The 17834-nt window shown below is 53.4% G+C and carries 17 protein-coding genes, 1 pseudogene and 1 riboswitch; of the genes and pseudogenes, 11 read left to right on the top strand and 7 right to left on the bottom strand.

Annotated elements, in window-relative coordinates:
* Positions 1-235: 235 nt before the first annotated feature.
* Positions 236-1354 (top strand): saccharopine dehydrogenase NADP-binding domain-containing protein, encoded by a 1119-nt coding sequence (locus FRY98_RS05470; protein ID WP_148450698.1) that lies wholly within the window; start codon positions 236-238, stop codon positions 1352-1354.
* Positions 1355-1670: 316 nt separating this feature from the next.
* The gene (gene speD / locus FRY98_RS05475) at positions 1671-2477 is read left to right on the top strand and encodes an adenosylmethionine decarboxylase (RefSeq protein ID WP_148450699.1); all 807 of its coding nucleotides are present in this window, start codon (positions 1671-1673) and stop codon (positions 2475-2477) included.
* A gap of 48 nt (positions 2478-2525) precedes the next feature.
* On the opposite strand, the gene FRY98_RS05480 is transcribed toward speD, so the two are convergent.
* From FRY98_RS05480 to FRY98_RS05500, 5 genes are read right to left on the bottom strand one after another with little or no spacing between them, the layout of a single operon-like run.
* A complete protein-coding gene (locus FRY98_RS05480) occupies positions 2526-3662 on the bottom strand; it encodes a metal ABC transporter substrate-binding protein (RefSeq protein ID WP_148451196.1) in 1137 nt (378 codons plus the stop codon).
* A 2-nt stretch (positions 3663-3664) separates the two neighbouring features.
* Positions 3665-4540: a metal ABC transporter permease gene (locus tag FRY98_RS05485; protein ID WP_148450700.1), complete on the bottom strand. Its 876-nt coding sequence runs from the start codon at positions 4538-4540 to the stop codon at positions 3665-3667.
* Positions 4477-5193, bottom strand: a complete 717-nt coding sequence (locus tag FRY98_RS05490) for a metal ABC transporter ATP-binding protein (protein ID WP_148450701.1) — start codon at positions 5191-5193, stop codon at positions 4477-4479. Before FRY98_RS05490 ends, FRY98_RS05485 begins: the two co-directional genes overlap by 64 nt.
* A gap of 17 nt (positions 5194-5210) precedes the next feature.
* A complete protein-coding gene (gene rpmG / locus FRY98_RS05495) occupies positions 5211-5360 on the bottom strand; it encodes a 50S ribosomal protein L33 (protein WP_148450702.1) in 150 nt (49 codons plus the stop codon).
* Between the two features lie 42 nt (positions 5361-5402).
* Positions 5403-6620 carry a GTP-binding protein gene (locus tag FRY98_RS05500; RefSeq protein WP_148450703.1) on the bottom strand — a complete coding sequence of 406 codons (1218 nt, stop codon included), beginning with the start codon at positions 6618-6620 and terminating at the stop codon, positions 5403-5405.
* Positions 6621-6828: 208 nt separating this feature from the next.
* Between FRY98_RS05500 and FRY98_RS05505 the strand changes: the two genes are divergently transcribed.
* On the top strand, positions 6829-7842 hold the full coding sequence (locus FRY98_RS05505) for a permease (RefSeq protein WP_148450704.1): 1014 nt from the start codon (positions 6829-6831) through the stop codon (positions 7840-7842).
* Positions 7843-7857: 15 nt separating this feature from the next.
* Entirely contained in the window at positions 7858-8742 is an 885-nt protein-coding gene (locus FRY98_RS05510; RefSeq protein WP_148450705.1) for a TIGR03943 family putative permease subunit, read from the top strand.
* 76 nt (positions 8743-8818) lie between these two features.
* Here the strand turns inward: FRY98_RS05510 and FRY98_RS05515 are convergent, their stop codons facing one another.
* Together FRY98_RS05515 and FRY98_RS05520 are read right to left on the bottom strand one after the other, a co-directional pair.
* Positions 8819-9853, bottom strand: a complete 1035-nt coding sequence (locus FRY98_RS05515; protein WP_148450706.1) for an ABC transporter substrate-binding protein — start codon at positions 9851-9853, stop codon at positions 8819-8821.
* A gap of 144 nt (positions 9854-9997) precedes the next feature.
* Positions 9998-11500, bottom strand: coding sequence for a copper amine oxidase N-terminal domain-containing protein (locus FRY98_RS05520; protein WP_148450707.1), 1503 nt, complete (start codon positions 11498-11500; stop codon positions 9998-10000).
* Between the two features lie 192 nt (positions 11501-11692).
* A riboswitch (PreQ1 riboswitch) is annotated at positions 11693-11736 on the top strand.
* Positions 11737-11859: 123 nt separating this feature from the next.
* On the opposite strand from FRY98_RS05520, the gene queC reads away from it, so the two are divergent.
* The 7 genes and pseudogenes from queC to FRY98_RS05550 all read left to right on the top strand — a co-directional run bounded on the left by queC (position 11860) and on the right by FRY98_RS05550 (position 17731).
* The gene (queC, locus tag FRY98_RS05525) at positions 11860-12573 is read left to right on the top strand and encodes a 7-cyano-7-deazaguanine synthase QueC (RefSeq protein WP_148450708.1); all 714 of its coding nucleotides are present in this window, start codon (positions 11860-11862) and stop codon (positions 12571-12573) included.
* A complete protein-coding gene (gene queD, locus FRY98_RS05530) occupies positions 12570-13064 on the top strand; it encodes a 6-carboxytetrahydropterin synthase QueD (protein WP_148450709.1) in 495 nt (164 codons plus the stop codon). The genes queC and queD overlap by 4 nt, the downstream gene beginning before the upstream one ends.
* Entirely contained in the window at positions 13057-13815 is a 759-nt protein-coding gene (gene queE / locus FRY98_RS05535; protein ID WP_148450710.1) for a 7-carboxy-7-deazaguanine synthase QueE, read from the top strand. The genes queD and queE overlap by 8 nt, the downstream gene beginning before the upstream one ends.
* Before the next feature lie 659 nt (positions 13816-14474).
* Positions 14475-15430: pseudogene (locus FRY98_RS05540) on the top strand (IS110 family RNA-guided transposase); the annotation flags it as partial.
* A 99-nt stretch (positions 15431-15529) separates the two neighbouring features.
* On the top strand, positions 15530-15700 hold the full coding sequence (locus FRY98_RS28860) for a hypothetical protein (RefSeq protein WP_249043370.1): 171 nt from the start codon (positions 15530-15532) through the stop codon (positions 15698-15700).
* A 528-nt stretch (positions 15701-16228) separates the two neighbouring features.
* Positions 16229-16726 carry a preQ(1) synthase gene (gene queF, locus FRY98_RS05545; protein ID WP_148450711.1) on the top strand — a complete coding sequence of 166 codons (498 nt, stop codon included), beginning with the start codon at positions 16229-16231 and terminating at the stop codon, positions 16724-16726.
* Positions 16727-16762: 36 nt separating this feature from the next.
* A complete protein-coding gene (locus FRY98_RS05550) occupies positions 16763-17731 on the top strand; it encodes a 2-hydroxyacid dehydrogenase (protein ID WP_148450712.1) in 969 nt (322 codons plus the stop codon).
* The last annotated feature ends 103 nt before the right edge of the window (positions 17732-17834 follow it).

Here is a 17834-nt window from a genome sequence, read left to right on the forward strand (position 1 = left end):
AATAATTTTAAATAAAATCATGTGTAAATTGCAGGTCTTCACAAAAAGACTGTCGATTCATACTTTAAAAGTCGGCGGATCGATCCGTGGTTTTTGATTTTGTCACCTTTCCCCTTTAGTTGGTATGTTTCCATGAAAGGCAACTATGTTAGATTAGAAGCAGGACCCGTAGAGACGCTCCCCACGCGCAAATCCTCCGTTACGATTCCTAATCCAACGGAACAGGACTGATTTTGTGAAAAATAACACAATGAAAATCGTTATTCTGGGCGGCTATGGAATCACCGGCTTGATGATCGCAAGACTGCTGATGCAATTCTCCTCCGCTCACCTCATCTTGGCGGGCCGCGATGAAGCCAAAGCCAAGGAAACCGCCGCCGCTCTTAACGCGGAATTCCGCTGCGTCAGGGCAGAAGGGCGGTATGCCGATGCCGCCGACACGTCCACTTTAATTAAAGTGTTTCAACCGGCTGACATCGTCGTTGTCGCCTCCAGCACTTCCCGGTACACCCCGGAAATCGCCAGCGCCGCTCTGACGGCGGGCACGGACTATCTGGATATTCAGTACTCCTCATATAAATTGGACGTTTTAAAACAGCTTGAGCCCGAAATTCTTAAAGCGGGCCGCTGCTTCATTACGGACGGCGGCTTTCACCCCGGCTTGGCCGCCGTACTTGTTCACCGGGCGGCCGACAGCCTGGATCAACTGGAGGCGGCCGCGGTAGGCAGCGTCATCCGGATCGATTGGCCGGCCTTGAATCCGACGCGAGCCACCATTTTAGAACTGGTTGGCGAGCTCAAGGATTTTAACGCGGCCTATTTCTCCGATGGGCACTGGAAAAAAGGCGGCATGCGGAAAATGGATTTCGGCCCCCCCTTCGGTGTTAACCGCTGTACGGCCATGATGCTGGAGGAAATGCGCGAGCTTCCCGTCCGCTACCCCGACCTGAAGGAGACGGGGTTTTATGTCGGAGGCTTTAACGGCTTTGTCGATTGGGTGGTCATTCCCTTCGCGATGATCGCCTTCCGGCTTTTCCCCCGTCATGCCTTGCCATGGATCGGCAAATGGATGCATTGGGGGCTGCTGCGTTTCAGCAAGCCGCCTTACGGGACGGTTATTCGGGTGGAGGCGCGAGGAGTAAGGAACGGCCAGCCGGCCTTCTTCACCGGGTCGCTCTACCATGAAGACGGCTATCAGCTTACGGCGATCCCCGTCGTTGCCTGCCTTTTGCAATACTTAGACGGTTCCATTTCACGGCCGGGACTGTACTGCCAGGCCAATCTGGTCCAGGTGGATCGGTTCATCGAAGATATGCGTTCGATGGGAGTCACCGTCTTGTTAAACGGGGATTAGCTCCGTACTCCCTTACCCACCCGTCGATTCAACTATCTTGCCGACCCCCGAATAACGGCGTTTTGGGCCGTTATTTTGACCCGATTTGCGTTTTCGTGAATAATAGCGGCCAAAAGGGCCTTATTTCACTGATGCGGGTCCAAAAATCAGGTTTCGGCCCGTTTTTCCCTAAAATAAAGCCGCAAGCAATTTATCCGTATCTCGAACCGAATTTGTCCGATTCTCGCCATCGCGCGTTTTTTCCCGGCCAAATGGGGTATAAAAATAAGGTAATGCCAACACACTACCGTGAGAATAGCCGAAGGGGGATTCCCTTATGAAACTGACTCAAGAACAGCGGATTCAGCTTCACGAGTTCAACAATCTCACCAAATCGTTGAGCTTTAATATGTACGACATCTGTTACACGAGAACCAAAGAAGAGCGCGAAGCCTATATCGCATATATCGATGAGCAGTATAATTCCGATCGGTTGACCCATATATTGACCACGGTCGCCGAAATTATCGGCGCTCATGTCCTCAATGTGGCCAAGCAGGATTATGTGCCCCAGGGAGCCAGCGTAACCGTGCTCGTCTCCGAGGGCCCCGTTGTGGAAATTCCCAACGAATCGTACGAGGAGTCGCCGGGCCCCCTGCCGGATAATGTGGTGATCCAGTTGGACAAAAGCCACATCACGGTTCATACGTATCCGGAATATGACCCCAATGAAGGGATCAGCACGTTCCGGGCCGATATCGACGTCTCCACCTGCGGTGAGATTTCGCCGCTGAAGGCGCTCAACTATCTGATTCACTCGTTCGATACGGACATCATGACGATCGATTACCGCGTCAGAGGGTTTACCCGCGACATTAACGGGCACAAGCTGTTTATCGACCACGATATCAGCTCCATTCAGAACTACATTCCGGATGAGGTGCTGGAACAATACCATATGATCGATGTCAATGTTTATCAGGAGCATATTTTTCATACGAAATGCAAACTGCGGGAATTTGATCTGAACAATTATCTGTTCGGCTATACCAAGGACCAGCTCAGTCCGCGGGAACAAGACGAAATCACGGAGCGTCTGAAGATCGAGATGGACGAAATTTTTTACGGCAAAAATATACTATGACCGGCCCACCGGGCCGGTCATGTTTGTGTGGATACAGCTATATGCGCTTTATTCCTGCAGCGCCGCCTTCAACGCCGCCAGATTTTGACGCATGATTCCGATATAATCCAAGTTTTCGGCTCTATCTTCGTCCGTCAAACCTTCGATCGGATTCAGCACCGCGGTCTTCGCCCCGATCTCCTTCGCGATGGTCTCCGCCACCTTGGAAGAAACGAGCGTTTCGAAAAAGATCGTTTTTACGTTATGTTCTTTTGCGAACGTGACAATCTCGGCCATCCGGGAAGCGGACGGCTCCTGATCGGGAGAGAGTCCGGCGATCGGGACTTGGGTCAAGCCGTATTCTTTGGCCAGATAACCGAAGGCGGCGTGCTGGGTAATAAAATCTTTCCGTTTGCCGCCGGCAAGGCCGTCTTTAAACTCCTGATCCAATTGCTCCAGTTTGGCGATATAAGCGTCCGCGTTTTTCTTGAACTGTTCCTTATGCTCCGGAGCGGCCTCCGCCAGCCCGGCCTCAATATTGCGGACTTCCTGAATCGCCAATACGGGGGAGAGCCAAACGTGGGGATCCAGGCCGCCGTGGTCGTGGTCGTGACCGTGGTCATGGTCATGACCCTCTTCCTGATGGGCTTCGCCTTCCGCGTGCTCATGGTCATGATCATGATCCTCATGGGAATGCGCTTCGGCCTCCCCTTCATGCTCATGCCCGGCTTCTTCCCCATGCTCATGGGCGTGCTCCCCTTCGTCATGTCCATGGCTGTGGCCTCCCGAGCTCTCCATGACATCGATGCCGCGGCTGGCTTCGATCTTGACCAATTCCTTGTTCGTTACGGCAGCGAGCACCTGGTCGATCCAGCTTTCCATGCCGGCGCCATTATAGACCAGCACGTCCGCTTCCTCGATCTTCTTCATGTCCGAAGGTGCCGGCTCCCAGTCATGCGGCTCCACGCCCGCCGGAACGAGCAGCTCGACTTCCGCCAAATCGCCCCCGACTTGCTTGGCGAACTCATACATCGGGTAAAAGCTGGCCTGTACTTTTACTTTTTCCCGGACTTCCGGGGCGGAAGCAGCCGTATCCCGAGCTTCCGGCGCTGCCTGATCGGCGCTTCCAGCTCCTCCTTTGGCTCCGCAAGCCGAAATTACGAGCATCAAACTAAACAGCAGGGCGGACCATGCGAGTTTTTTCATCTTCAAAGTACATTCTCCTTTACTTCATTCTTTGGATGGACCCGCTCCCGGTGGAGCGGATGCTTTCGTTTGTTCGCATAGAGAACTCCCTTTTTCACGGTGATCCCGGCCACCAAAAACAAAAGCAATATCAGGGCAATCGTCCCGCCGGGCGGTGTATCCGTATAGTAGGAGACCGTCAATCCGCTAAATATACCGGCAAGCCCGGTTCCGACCGCAATCAGCAACGCCGAAGCAAAGCCGCCGGATATCCGCAGCGCCAGGGAAGCCGGCAGCACCATCAGCGAAGATACGAGCAGAACACCGACAATCGGCATCGCTGCGGCCACCGTCATCCCGGTCAGAACCGCGAAGGAAAAGGACAAAGCCTTCACCCGGGTTCCCCCGATCCTGGCCGTTTCTTCGTCAAAGGTCAAGCTGTAGAGCGGCCTTCTTAATATCGCAAAATAAAGCAGACCCGCCGCCGCGATGCCGCCGACGACCCCAAGCTGCAGCGGGCTTACGGCCACAATGGAACCGAACAAGTAAGAACTGAAGCTTTTGCTCAAGCTTGTTTGCAGACTCATCAGCACGATCGCCAGAGCCAGGCCGGAAGTCATAATAATGGCCACCGGAACCTCGCTGTACGTACGGTAGGTACGGCGCAGATATTCCACGGCGATTCCCCCGGCAATGGCGGCCGCGAATCCGGAAAGCAGCGGGTTCATCGAGATCAGCGAGCCCAAGGCCACCCCGGCCAGCGAGACGTGCGACAGCGTATCGGCCATCAGCGCCTGCCGCCGAAGCATCAAGTACACACCCAGCATCGGCGCGATTATTCCGAGAAAAGCGCCGGCCCAAAACGCGCGCTGCATGAACTCGTAGTCAAACATGTCCACTCCTCGCTTTCCTTTTGCTCCAATGAGATGATCCGGTCCAGGAACGGCTGGGCCTCTTCGAGCCCATGCGTTACCATAATGACGGTGATGCCGTGTTCGTCGACATAATGCCGCATGAGCCGGTAAAACCCGCCGCGGCTCTCCCGGTCCATCCCGGTCGCAGGCTCATCCAGTATCAGTACATTCGGCTCCCCCGCCAAGGCTCGAGCGATGCAGACCCGCTGTTTCTGGCCTCCCGACAGTTCGCCGATTTTGCGGTGACGGTATTCCCACATCCCCACCTGCTTCAGGCAGCGCTCGACCAACGCCTCTTCCTCCGATCCAAACCGCTTGAACAGGCCAAGCCGGGAATAACAACCCGATTTGACCAGTTCCAGCACCGTGCTGGGGAATCCGCTGTTGAAGGAAGCGACCTGCTGCGGAACGTATCCGATCTTTAGCCCCCTGTCCCCGAGCGTCTCTTTATGAATGACCACCTCACCGCGCCAAGGTTTAAGCAAGCCGAGCATCAGCTTCAGCAGGGTCGTTTTGGCAGCCCCGTTCGGACCGGTAATCCCCACGAATTCCCCCGCATGGATTTCCAGGGAAATGCCGTTTAAAACCGGGGCTTCCCCGTACCCGAACACCACATTCCGTATGGAAGACAAAATCATCTTAAGTCAGACCTCTCTTATCTCGTTTCTCTATGAATGGTGTATTTCTTTAGTCTTGGTGAATATTTGCGCAATTCCAGGCGTTCCGGATGTGTCTTTTTGTTCTTGGTTGTCGTATAGTTCCGGTCGCCGCATTCGGTACATGCCAGGGTTACCACGACCCGCATACCGTCCACCTCCTTTAATTTCCGACTCCTACCTTAATCCTCTTACCGGATTCCCGCGTAATCCTCCGCGGAAATCCAAGGCAGCGGGTTATGAAATTCCGACCAGTCCAGCTCCATCTCCTCGGGCGTCAGCAAGCACCGGTCGAGCAACGCTTCAAGCTGGCGCCGATCCATCTCCATCCCGATCAGGACGATTTCATTCAAGCGGTCTCCCCAAACCGGATCCCATTTGCGCCGGACCTCCGGTTCTTCCTGAAATACCGCCTGACGGTCTTCCTCCGGCAACGACGCGACCCAATACCCGGCTGGGCCGAATTGAATGGAAGGGCCCGCCTGACTTAAACTGGCGGCCAAATCCTGACCGGTGGCCAGCCATACGAGGCCCTTGGCCCGCACGATTTCCTCCGGCCAATCGGCCATGAGATCCGCCAGTCGTTCGGGATGGAACGGGCGTCTCCGCCGATAAACGAAGGACCCGATCCCGTATTCCTCCGTTTCCGGAGTATGCTCCTCTTTCTCCAGTTCCTTGATCCACCCGGCGGACATGCTCGCTTTTTCAAAATCGAACAATCCGGTATTCAAAATCTCGCCCGGTTCCACCGCCCCGTGTTCGGACCGGATCAGCTTGGCGGTCGGCTGCAGCTTGCGGAGCACCCCCTCCAGCTCGTTCAGCTCTTCTTGACCGACCAGATCGCATTTATTCAAGATTAAAACGTCACAGGTTTCTATTTGGTCAATCAACAGATCGACGACATCCCGGGTATCCTCTTCCCCTGTAGCCTGCCCCCGATCCAGCAGCGTTTCTCCGGAGGAGAAATCATGCCAGAAGCGATACGCGTCCACCACGGTGACCATGCAGTCCAGTTTCGCCACGGCCGTCAGATCGATCCCCGTCTCCGGATCCGCATATGTAAAAGTCTGCGCGATCGGCACCGGCTCGCTGATCCCGGTAGATTCGATCAGAATATAATCGAACCTCCCTTCAACCGCCAACCGCTGAACTTCTTGAAGCAAATCATCCCGCAGCGTACAGCAGATGCAGCCGTTGGAAAGCTCGACCAGCTTCTCCTCGGTCCGCGATAACTTCGCCCCGTTCTGAATCAAGCCGGCGTCGATATTGATCTCGCTCATGTCGTTGACGATCACGGCCACCTTCATCCCGCCGCGGTGGTTCAAAATATGATTGAGCAGCGTCGTTTTCCCCGATCCCAAATAGCCGCAGAGTACGGTAACCGGAATGGTTTTGTTGTTGTCGCTCAAAAGAACAACTCCTTTCCTCTAATCGTAATTATTACGATTAACATCCAATACTATAATACCGCTCTTCCGGTTTGTCAACGACCTGTTTTTCGAAAATCGGAAATCCGCCATGTTTACTTTTGTAATTTTTTTTGGTTTTTCGTTCTTAAATGCCGTCAACTTAAATAGTAATGATTATGATTAACTGTCCAAAAAAGGGGATATCCAAATGATCAACAAGCCTGCGCCGCTCCGCCTGCTTCCGGTTCTCCTTCCGGCCGCGTTCACCTTGGCCTGTCTGACGGTCATGCTGCCACGGCTGCTGCCTGCCCTGGATTTGTCCTTCCTGCAAACGTTTCGGACAAGCTTCCTCGGAATTCTTCTGGAAGCCCTGCCGTTCGTCTTGTTAGGGTCGCTATTGTCCTCGCTTCTTCATCTTTTCGTCACCGAAGAGGCCCTCGACAGATGGATTCCCAAACATCCCGTGGCCGGCATTCTCACCGCCTGTGTTCTGGGGCTCGTCTTTCCGATCTGCGAATGCGGGATGATTCCGCTGATCCGCAGACTTATTCAAAAGGGGATGCCCGTTTACATCGCCATCGTCTTTATTTTATCCGGCCCGATTATTAATCCCGTCGTCTATGGCGCGACTTATATGGCTTTCCGACTCTATCCCGAAATGGTGTATGCGCGAATGGGACTGGCTTTTCTCGTTTCCGCATCCATCGGGTTCATGATCTACGCCACATGGAAAAGCAGTCCGCTCAAGGTTACCCGAAGTACGTTAAACTCCGAATCCGCCGCGGAAACGGAGATGAGAAACCGGCCTCGCGGAAGTAAATGGACGGCCGTTTTAGTTCATACTTCCGATGAATTTTTCGATATGGGCAAATACCTGCTTATCGGCTGTCTACTTACGGCCGGCATCCAATCGTTCGTCGCCAAGGAGAGCTTGACGATGATCGGAAACGGTCCGGTCAGTTCCTATTTCTTTATGATGGGATTCGCCTTCCTGCTGTCCCTCTGCTCCACCTCCGACGCTTTCGTGGCACAGACGTTTCTCACGACTTTTTCATCCGGATCTTTGCTCGCTTTCCTGGTCTTCGGTCCGATGCTGGACTTTAAAAATACCCTGATGCTGCTTTCCGTTTTCAAAACGAAATTCGTCTTGTACTTGGCCTTTCTTATCTTCGCGGTCGTCTTTATCGGCGCCGTGGCCGTGGATGCATTTTATTTCACTTAAAAGGAGGACTTGCCCATGAAATCCGAAGCGGTGGCCGCCAAACGCCACTATCTCCTCCGTGCCTTCATCCTGCTGGGCTTCGCCCTGTACATTTCTCACCTTGCAACCTCTGGCAAGCTGCAGCTCTATGTCGCACCCGAGATGCAGCTGTGGCTCCGTTTAAGCGTCATTCCACTGGTCCTCGTCGCCGTAACGCTGGTGTACCACGCCTTTTTCGCCAAAGAAAACAGCGTGATTTGCGAGTGCGGCATGGAACATGAGGTCACCGGTTCCGCATTCAAGCATACCCTGGCGTACGCCTTGTTTCTGACGCCGCTGCTGCTGGGTCTGGTCCTTCCCGACCGGGCGTTGGACGGCGCGGCCGCTACCCGAAAAGGGATGATTCTGGGTTCGCCGGTGCTGAGCCGGGAGCAGCTCGACGGCAAGTTTAAAGCGCCGGACAAATATAACGAGGAGTTCGCCGAACTTGCCAAGCGCCTGTACATTCAGGAACTTATCGAAGTCAAGCCGGAAATATTTTCGGAGATGATCGGAGCGATCGAGCTTTTTAAAGAGGACTTCCGGGGCAAAAAAATCAAACTGAGCGGATTCGTCTATCAGAAGAAAGATGCGCCGAACCGCTCGGAATTCGTGCTGAGCCGCTTCCTGGTGCAGTGCTGTACGGCCGATGCCTATCCGTTCGGGGTACCGGTCAGCTCTGTCGCTCCGCTTCCCTCTTTACGAAATGACATCTGGGTCGAAGTCGAGGGTACCTTGCAGACCGGGGAACATGACGGAAAAGAAATCATCACGATCTCCGCGGAACGCGTTTCCGAAATCCCCCGTCCCGATTCGCCTTATGTATTTTTGAACAGCAATGCGGTCATCGAGTATCTCCAGCGTTTGGACGGGCCGCTTTGACCGCAAACAAATACAGGGCTGCCGCTTGCGGTTTAATACCGCAAAGACGACAGCCCTGTACATGTGTACTCTTCATTTATTTTTTATTCTGGCTCAAAATCAGATCCGTCAGAATATCCACCTGTTTCTCCAGGTTCAGACCATCCACCATCCAGAATTCTTTCATATCCAACATATAGACATGGTTGTTCTTCACGGCAGGGAGGTTCTTCCAGACCGCGCCGTTCATCACTTCCTTGGCGCGCTCCGCACCGCCGTCAGGCTCGTAAACCGTCACGAACATGTGGTCGGCCGCGTAATCGGACAAGACCTCCAGGGAAATATCGATCCCCTGTCCCGGGAAGGCTTCACTTTCAATTTTCGGCAGCGGCTTAAGCCCGAACATTTCATACAGGTTATACCCGGCATCTCTCGTCTTAGGCCATACCCAGAAGTTTTTCGCCCAAATGGAATACGTTCCGATCTTCTCGTCCGGACCGATCACTTCCTGGATTTTCTTCTTGGCCTCTTCCGCCTTTTGCTTGTACCGGGTGATGAATTCCTCCGCTTCCTTCTGCTTGCCGAGCAATTCGCCCATCGTTTTTACTTCTTCCAGCGGGTCGATTCCTTCCCAGCCGGTCGTGGCCAACGTAACCACGGGAGCGATTTTCTTCAGCTGCTCCACATTCTCCGCCGGCAAATAAGACGGCACGATAATCAGGTCCGGATCAAGCTCCAGCACCTTCTCCATCGAGACGTCTCCCACGTTAGCCACGCCTTCGAGCTCATCCTTCAGGAGAATGGAATTCTCCAAAGCCAAGGAACCCGCCCCGACCGGCTTCACGCCGAGCGCCGCCAAATCCCCCAAGTGCGTAATGGATACGATCCGCTCCGGATTCGTCGGTACCGTCACATCGCCTTTCATATCCTTGAACACTTTGGTTTGCGCCTGCCCGGCATTTCCGCCGGCGGGTTGATTGCCCTCGGCCTGGCTGTTTTGTTCCGCCGATGTATTTCCGTTCCCACCGCTGTTGCCGCTGTTTGCGCCGTTTTGGCTTCCGCAAGCGGCAAGTACGAGCGAGACCAGAAGAATTGCTGTCAAAGACAACAAACTGGATTTTCTAAAACGCATCACATGGACCCTCCATCACCGTTGATAATGATTATCATTTTCTGCATACACATCATATCTCATACAAGTGCGGATTGTCTACAAAAAAAACAACCCCGATCACCATGGAAATGGCGACACAGGATTGTTTTTTGCGATGCTTCGTTACGGACGTTCAATGGTGATAAAGCCCTCGCCATCAACGGCTACCTTGGCTCCGAGCGATTCCGCGATAAATCGCAGCGGCACGTAGGTCGTTCCGAAGGTGTCGATAAACGCCGGCTGGTCCAGATTCACGGTCTGCCCGTTCACGGTCGCTTGTTTCGCGCCGACCTTCACGATGATTTGTCCGCCCGTAATATCGTCGGTGATGACGATTTGATTCGTGCTCTTGTTCCATTTCACCTGCGCATCGAGCTGCTCCGACAAATAGCGGAGCGGGATGAACGAGGTGTTGTTCTTGGAAGTCACGCCGTAATATTCATTGAACGGGTCAATGAATATTTGCTTGCTCGTGATTTTCATCTCATCCTTTAAGAGCTTGTAAATTTCCGAATTACTGTCGAAGTTACGCAGGAACTGTCCCGGCGTGACGTCTCCCTGCATCACATCCAGCACCCCGGCGGATGTATTTACCGGTTCGGCGTTCACCGTCCCCCCGATATTCCACATTTCGCTGTTCATCCGCAGCTTCACGGCTTGAATCGGCAGATCTTCCGCGGCTGGCAGAGCGATGTTCAACTCCGCGTTCTCCTTACGGATGTTCAGCTTGTCGTCAAAATAAATGTCCAGCTTAAGCACGGTATCCTTACCAAAAACGGTGGAGAGCCCCGGCGTTTCGGCCATAAGGTCCTTCAAGCCCTGGTCGTAATTGTTCAGCCATTTGTTCAGTTCCTCCTGCAGCGCCGCCGTTAAGGCAGCCACGGTGGCTTCCTTGGATTCCGGCAGAAAACCGGTGGCTCCCAAGTCGCCGCCCATTTCCTTCAGCATCGGATAAAGGATGTCATAGAAGCTTCCGATCAGGTCCTTGATGCCCTGTTCGTCCTTCGCCACACTGGTCAGGAAAGGCTTGACCAGACTGATCAGCTCATCCCCGCGGATTTCCAACTGCAGATGCGTCAAATCCACAGCCTCTCCGTTCACCGTTTCCCGCGCTTTTTTCACGGAAATTTGGCTTGGATTCGGCAGATGTTTCAGAACAAATTCGGTGGCCTTCTCGGAAAGCTGCTGGATTTGTCCACGGTACGCCGTCATGTCCGGCATTCCGTCCATCGTCGAGCCAAGCCCTATGTATATCGGCTGCTTGGCGCCTTCGACCTGGATCGCCATGCCTTTCTCGTCCATAGAAAGATGGAACGGCAGTTTTTTATCCTGGTAACCAACGGCCCCTTTCATTGAAACGCGGTTCAGATCCTGAACCTTCGCGCTGTCTACGGTAAGTTTAATAGAATTGATAAGATCGATAACTTTCCGGTCTTCCGCCGAAATCGTCCCGTTAACCGGAACCAATTCGACCGACATGGACTGTTTGGATTCGCTGGATGTGACCTTGACACTTTGGAGCAGCGCCTTGTTGATATCCAATCCGGCCACAGCCTGGCAACCCGCGAGAACGACCAGAATCAACGCCAAGGGGAGCGCCAGCCATTTCATTCTGTATTTTTTCATTAAAAATTTCACCTTCCTTCCCATAATATCCTTCCATTATCATCCACGGGCTCGGGCTTGTAAATAGAGAAAAAGAAGCGTTTTCTTTACCGGCATGAAATTTTCCCCAATACCCAAGACGGTCCGCCGTATGCTATAATAACCTCCGGGGCGACGCCCCGCGACAATAGAAGAAAGTCCATGCTCCAAAGCATGGGAGAGGTTCGCGAACTCCCTCTATAAAAAACTAATGGCGCCCTGCTTTACATAGCCAGGGTTTGTTTTTTTGCGGCGAAAGTTCAAGAACACTCTCTTTCTTGTGGACCCTCGAAAGGCCTTGCCTGAGCGGGTTAAATCTATGAAGAATGAGAGGTTTTTTTATGCTCAAAAATGAAAAAGCGCTTGTCGTGTTCAGCGGAGGTCAAGACAGTACGACCTGCCTGTTCTGGGCCCTCAGAGAGTTCCGCGAGGTTGAAGCGGTCACCTTCGATTACGGGCAGCTGCACCGTCAGGAAATCGAATGCGCCGAGAAGATTGCCGGCGAGCTCGGAGTGAAATGGACGCGGCTCGACATGAGTCTGCTCGGCCAGTTGACTCAGAACGCGCTTACCCGGAACGACATTCCGATTTCCCACGAGGAAGGCGCGCTTCCCAGCACTTTTGTGGAAGGGCGGAACCATTTGTTCCTCAGCTTTGCGGCCGTGCTCGCCAAAGGCATCGGCGCCCGCCATCTGGTTACGGGCGTATGCGAGACCGATTTCAGCGGTTATCCGGACTGCCGCGACGCCTTCATTAAATCGCTGAATGTCACCTTGAATCTGGCGATGGACCATCCGTTTGTCATTCATACTCCGCTCATGTGGATCGACAAAGCCGAAACCTGGAAGCTGGCCGATGACCTGGGGGCCTTTGACTTTATCCGCGAGCGCACATTGACCTGCTACAACGGCATCCTCGGCGACGGATGCGGAACCTGCCCCGCCTGCAAGTTGAGACGCGCCGGCATGGAAACGTATCTGGAAAGGCGGAACGCGGCCCAAGATGCCTTATCAGCGGGAGCCGCGCCTGCCGGTCCAAGGGAGGAAGCGCAATGAGCCGGATGCCCGGAGAATTCCGCATCGTCGACAACCTGCAGGCGCTGGGCCGGGACATCGACGAAGCCCAGCTTCAATATCATCGGCGCCGCGTGCTCGTCAGCAAAGAATTCACCTTTGACGCGGCCCACCACTTGCATGCTTATGAAGGAAAATGCAAAAACCTTCACGGTCACACGTACAAGGTGGTCTTCGGCATCAGCGCCATCCCCGACAAGCGGGGGATCTCCCTCGATTTCGGCACGATCAAGCAGATCTGGAAGGACGAAATCGAAGGCTTCCTGGATCACCGCTATCTGAACGAAACGCTGCCTCCGATGAACACGACGGCCGAAAATATGGTCGTATGGCTTTATGAAAAAATGGAGGCGGCTTTAAGCTCGGAACGCTACCGCGATGCTTCGGCGGAAGCGCGGACCGAGTTCGTTCGGCTGTACGAAACGCCGAACAGCTATGCCGAAGCGAGACGGGAGTGGATGGGCGATGAATAGCGCGGAACGCGGTTGCGGTTCATTGCCGCCGATCCCCGTCCTCGAAATCTTCGGCCCGACCGTCCAGGGCGAAGGCATGGTCATCGGTCAGAAGACCATGTTCGTCCGCACGGCGGGCTGCGATTACCGCTGCGCGTGGTGCGACTCCGCCTTTACTTGGGACGGCAGCGCCAAAGAGCAAATCCGCCGGATGGCTCCGGCGGAAATCCTCGGCGAGCTGCGCGCCCTCGGCGGCGGCCGCTTCTCGCACGTCACGCTGTCGGGCGGCAACCCCGCCCTCCTGCCGCAGCTTGCCGGCCTGGTGTCCCTGCTCCGCCGCGAAGGCATCGCCGTGGCGGTCGAGACCCAGGGCTCCCGCTGGCAGGATTGGCTGGCCGAGATCGACCAGGTCACGATCTCGCCGAAGCCGCCCAGCTCGGGCATGGACACCGACTGGGCGGCGCTGGACGGCATCGTCGCGAAGCTCGCGGCTCGCCCCGCTCCCCTGGCGGTAAGCCTCAAGGTGGTCGTCTTTGACGACGCCGACCTGGCTTACGCCAAGCGGGTGCACGCTCGCTATCCGGGCGTGGCGATGTTCGTGCAGGTCGGCAATCCGGACGTGCGGCGGATGGACACGTTGGCGCATGCGGCGGATTTACTGGACCGCTACGGGCGGCTGATCGATCGGGTCATGGACACGGCCGAACTGAACGATGTGCGGGTCCTCCCCCAGCTCCACGCGCTGGTTTGGGGCAACAAACGTGGTGTCTGAAGCCGCGCGACCGCGTGGGACTAACGGGATTATCTCCCGCTAATTGGGCGCGATTCGGCTTTCGCGAAAACAGCTAAATCAACTAAATTAACTATATAGTTTGAACTATTGATTGCAGACTAGGGCACCGTCAGACAACCTTGTCGAACAAGAATTCCTGCATATCTGCATGTTTTTTTCTTGTTCAGGGGCAAAAAAAATGAAAATTCCTGCAAATCTGCAGGAATTTTCGACGAAACCGGCTCGTTTTTCTAATATCGCTAGAAATACCTGCAGATTTGCATCTTTTTTCGTATCGGGGCGTGGATCGGCCAAAACACCTGCAGATTTGCAGCTTTTGGAGTTGGAAGTACCCTAGGCACCTTGTCGCAGTGGGCTTAATACGGATTTGGAACATTGAATTAAAAGGAATTCTTCCCGTTAATCAAACATGGCCTAGCGGCCACCGCCAGTAATGAAAATGGTACGGTCATTCACCTACTTTTCTGTTACATTTAAAGTGTGAGTCATAGGTCGGCCAAATATTGGGGATCTACCCCGTCCGTTAATCGGACCAACTGCAGCCATGAGGATCGCCGAGTGTTGCCTTGAGCACGTGTATAAATTTTCTCCTCAAAAGGTTGCATGATTCACACCCATACTGCAACTGGAGGGATAATATGGACGCCATACGCGAATGTTGTGCTGGACTGGATGTCCACCAGGAAACTGTAGTAGCTTGCCTGCTGAGCGGGCCGCTTCATAAGAAGCCCAAGTCTGTTATTGAAACATTCGGTACCACTACACGAGAGCTCTTGCGGTTACAAGACTGGCTCGTAAAGCACGAATGCACAGAGGTTGCCATGGAAAGCACAGGAGTTTATTGGAAGCCGGTGTGGAACATACTTGAGGGCACCTGTACTTTAACCTTGGCAAATTCGCAACATATCAAAAACGTTCCTGGCAAGAAGACGGATGTAAACGATGCGGAATGGATTGCGGGATTACACCGTTGTGGGCTCATCGATGGTAGCTTCGTCCCGGATGAATCCATACGAGATTTGCGGGATCTTACTCGCTACCGTCGAAAACTCATTCAAAACCTTACTCAGGAAAAAAACCGAATCCACAAAATTCTTCAGGATGCAAATATCAAACTAACCACGTTCATCTCGGACCTGTTCGGTGTTTCTGGACGTGCCTTACTGGGATCCATCGTCAACGGGGAAGTCCTTGACGTACATGAGGTACGCAAAATGGTACACACCCGGCTGAAGATGAAGGTCCCGTTGCTGGTTGAAGCACTGAATGGTCGCCTGCGCTTGCATCACCGAAACATGATCAAGCGGCACTTGGAACATATACATTATTTAGAAAAGCAGATTCAGGAACTCGAGGCTGAGATTGAATCGGCAGTAGAGCCTCACATGAGGGAAATACAGTTGCTCGATACGATTCCGGGAATTGACTTCGATGCTGCGGCGAGCATCGTAGCGGAAATAGGTACCGATATGGCGCATTTCCCAAGTGAAGCTCACTTAGCCTCTTGGGCAGGCGTTTGTCCAGCCAACCATGAGAGTGCCGGTAAAAAAAAAGAAAAAAGAACAACCGCGGAAACAAGCATATAAAGTCCGTGTTATGCCAAGCGGCATGGGCAGCGATAAAAAAGAAGGATAGCCGGTTTACAGCAGTGTACTCCCGAATTGCAAAGAGGGCAGGCACACAGAAGGCTAACATGGCGATCGCCCATTTGATGATACGAATCATTTATGTAATGCTTCGTGATAAAGTGCCTTATGAAGAATTAGGGCGCGAGTATTTAGTTTCCGACAAAAAAGTAGCAGAGTCCCTTGTGAAGAAGCTACAAAAGCTAGGTTACCACGTCGAACTAACCGAGACTGCTTAAATATTAGTTTTTAAAAAAAGGCAAAAATCATTTAAGGGATGCTTTAAAGTCAATTTTAATTTCGCGCTGTGAAGCAACAAATTCATTTTCGTATAAATTTGGTGCATATGCGGCTGGAGAGGCGAATTAGCTGGAAAACCTCCCGTTAATCGCCTGAAATTGTGCATATTGGCAATAGGGCCGCGAAAAAGATGGAGTTTTTCCAGCTAAATCCGATAGAAGAGCCAGGATCGGTACATTAACGGGAGATTTTCCCGTTAATGATGTAAACTCCGATATATCTACAATTGTGGATGTCGGTGACGTATTCTCCGAAACGATTTCACACCCTTCTCCACCGCCAATTCTTTAGTTCAACCTATATAAATCAACTAAATCGACTATTTAACTAAATCAACTAAATCGACTATTTAACTAAATCAACTATATCGACTATATCAACTAAATCGACTCTATCGCTATATCGATTTCCAACGTCAGCAACTCCGCACGACACTCTTTTTTCATCTAAGGAGGCTAATGCATTCCATGTCAGGAAGAAAACCGGAAGAGATGCAGGATGTAACCCTGCTCGGCAATCAAGGGGTCAAGTACCCCTCCACTTACGCGCCCGAGATGCTGGAAAGCTTCGACAACAAGCACCCGTACCGGGACTATTTCGTGAAATTTAACTGTCCGGAATTTACGAGCCTCTGTCCGATCACGGGACAGCCGGATTTCGCCACCATTTATATCAGCTATATTCCGGACATCAAAATGGTGGAGAGCAAGTCGCTGAAGCTGTATTTGTTCAGTTTCCGAAATCATGGGGATTTTCACGAGGATTGCGTTAATATTATGATGAACGATCTGATCCGGCTGATGGACCCCAAATATATCGAGGTATGGGGCAAATTCACGCCGCGCGGCGGCATCTCCATCGATCCTTACTGCAATTACGGCCGCCCCGGCACCAAATACGAGACCATGGCGGAACACCGGCTGCTGAATCACGACATGTATCCCGAAAAAGTGGATAACCGCTAGGGCAGCCGCCGCCGGATCAGAAGGAAGGAGTCTTTTATGAAGCCGACTATTTTTGTAACAAGGCCCGTTCCGGAAGAAGCGGAGGCCTACCTCAGAGAACACTGTCTCGTGGACAAATGGGAAGGGGACGGCCCGGTTCCGCGGGACCGCTTGTTGGAACGTCTCGGGAACGCGGAGGGTCTCTTGACCTCCGGCGGAAAAATCGACGCCGAACTGCTTGACCATGCCCCTCGTCTGCGGGCCGTGAGCAACATCAGCGTCGGTTACAACAACTTCGATCTGGCGGCGATGAAGGCCAGAGGCATCATCGGAACGAACACGCCCGAAGTGCTGAACGACACGGTAGCCGACCTGATCATGGGCCTGATCCTGTCTGCGGCCCGGCGGATTCCCGAACTGGACCGCTATGTCAAGGAAGGCAGATGGCAGCGGAGCGACGACGAAATCCTGTTCGGCCTGGACGTTCACCACAAAAAGCTGGGCATCGTCGGCATGGGCGGAATCGGCGAAGCGGTGGCCCGCCGGGGCAAATTCGGTTTCGGCATGAGCGTGCTGTACCATAACCGGCACCGCAAGCCGGAAGCGGAAGCCGCTCTGGACGCCTCTTATCTCACCTTGCCCGAACTGATGCGGGAAGCGGACTTCATCGTGCTTATGACCCCGCTGACGCCAGAAACCAAGGGGTTAATCGGCGCGGCGGAATTTGCCCTGATGAAGGAGACCGCGATTTTCATCAATGCTTCCCGCGGCGCCACCGTGGACGAGTCCGCACTCGTGGAGGCGCTGAAAAGCGGGCAAATTTATGGGGCCGGCCTGGACGTGTTCGAGCATGAGCCGGTTGCGTCAGACCATCCGCTGCTCACGATGCCGAATGTGGTGACTTTGCCGCATATCGGCTCCGCGACGGAGCATACGCGAAACCAAATGGCCATGATCGCGGCCCAAAACCTGGTCCTCGCGCTGAAAGGGCATACGCCTCCGAACGTTGTCAGGGAACTGAAGTAGACGGATCTGACTGACGTTACGGCAACCAAAAAAAATCCTCCGGTCCCTACGTCCGAACAAGCGGACCATGGGCAACCGGAGGATTTTTTCTTCATATAGCTTA

This window comes from Paenibacillus faecis (genome assembly GCF_008084145.1).
GTDB lineage: Bacteria > Bacillota > Bacilli > Paenibacillales > Paenibacillaceae > Fontibacillus > Fontibacillus faecis.

Coding starts and splice junctions, on each gene's coding strand:
- queC (WP_148450708.1), top strand. CDS start 11,860: ATGCTCAAAAATGAAAAAGCGCTTGTCGTGTTCAGCGGAGGTCAAGAC.
- FRY98_RS05480 (WP_148451196.1), bottom strand. CDS start 3,662: ATGAAAAAACTCGCATGGTCCGCCCTGCTGTTTAGTTTGATGCTCGTA.
- FRY98_RS05490 (WP_148450701.1), bottom strand. CDS start 5,193: ATGATTTTGTCTTCCATACGGAATGTGGTGTTCGGGTACGGGGAAGCC.
- FRY98_RS28860 (WP_249043370.1), top strand. CDS start 15,530: ATGGCGATCGCCCATTTGATGATACGAATCATTTATGTAATGCTTCGT.
- FRY98_RS05510 (WP_148450705.1), top strand. CDS start 7,858: ATGAAATCCGAAGCGGTGGCCGCCAAACGCCACTATCTCCTCCGTGCC.
- FRY98_RS05515 (WP_148450706.1), bottom strand. CDS start 9,853: ATGCGTTTTAGAAAATCCAGTTTGTTGTCTTTGACAGCAATTCTTCTG.
- queF (WP_148450711.1), top strand. CDS start 16,229: ATGTCAGGAAGAAAACCGGAAGAGATGCAGGATGTAACCCTGCTCGGC.
- FRY98_RS05550 (WP_148450712.1), top strand. CDS start 16,763: ATGAAGCCGACTATTTTTGTAACAAGGCCCGTTCCGGAAGAAGCGGAG.
- queD (WP_148450709.1), top strand. CDS start 12,570: ATGAGCCGGATGCCCGGAGAATTCCGCATCGTCGACAACCTGCAGGCG.
- FRY98_RS05505 (WP_148450704.1), top strand. CDS start 6,829: ATGATCAACAAGCCTGCGCCGCTCCGCCTGCTTCCGGTTCTCCTTCCG.
- rpmG (WP_148450702.1), bottom strand. CDS start 5,360: ATGCGGGTCGTGGTAACCCTGGCATGTACCGAATGCGGCGACCGGAAC.
- FRY98_RS05520 (WP_148450707.1), bottom strand. CDS start 11,500: ATGAAAAAATACAGAATGAAATGGCTGGCGCTCCCCTTGGCGTTGATT.
- speD (WP_148450699.1), top strand. CDS start 1,671: ATGAAACTGACTCAAGAACAGCGGATTCAGCTTCACGAGTTCAACAAT.
- queE (WP_148450710.1), top strand. CDS start 13,057: ATGAATAGCGCGGAACGCGGTTGCGGTTCATTGCCGCCGATCCCCGTC.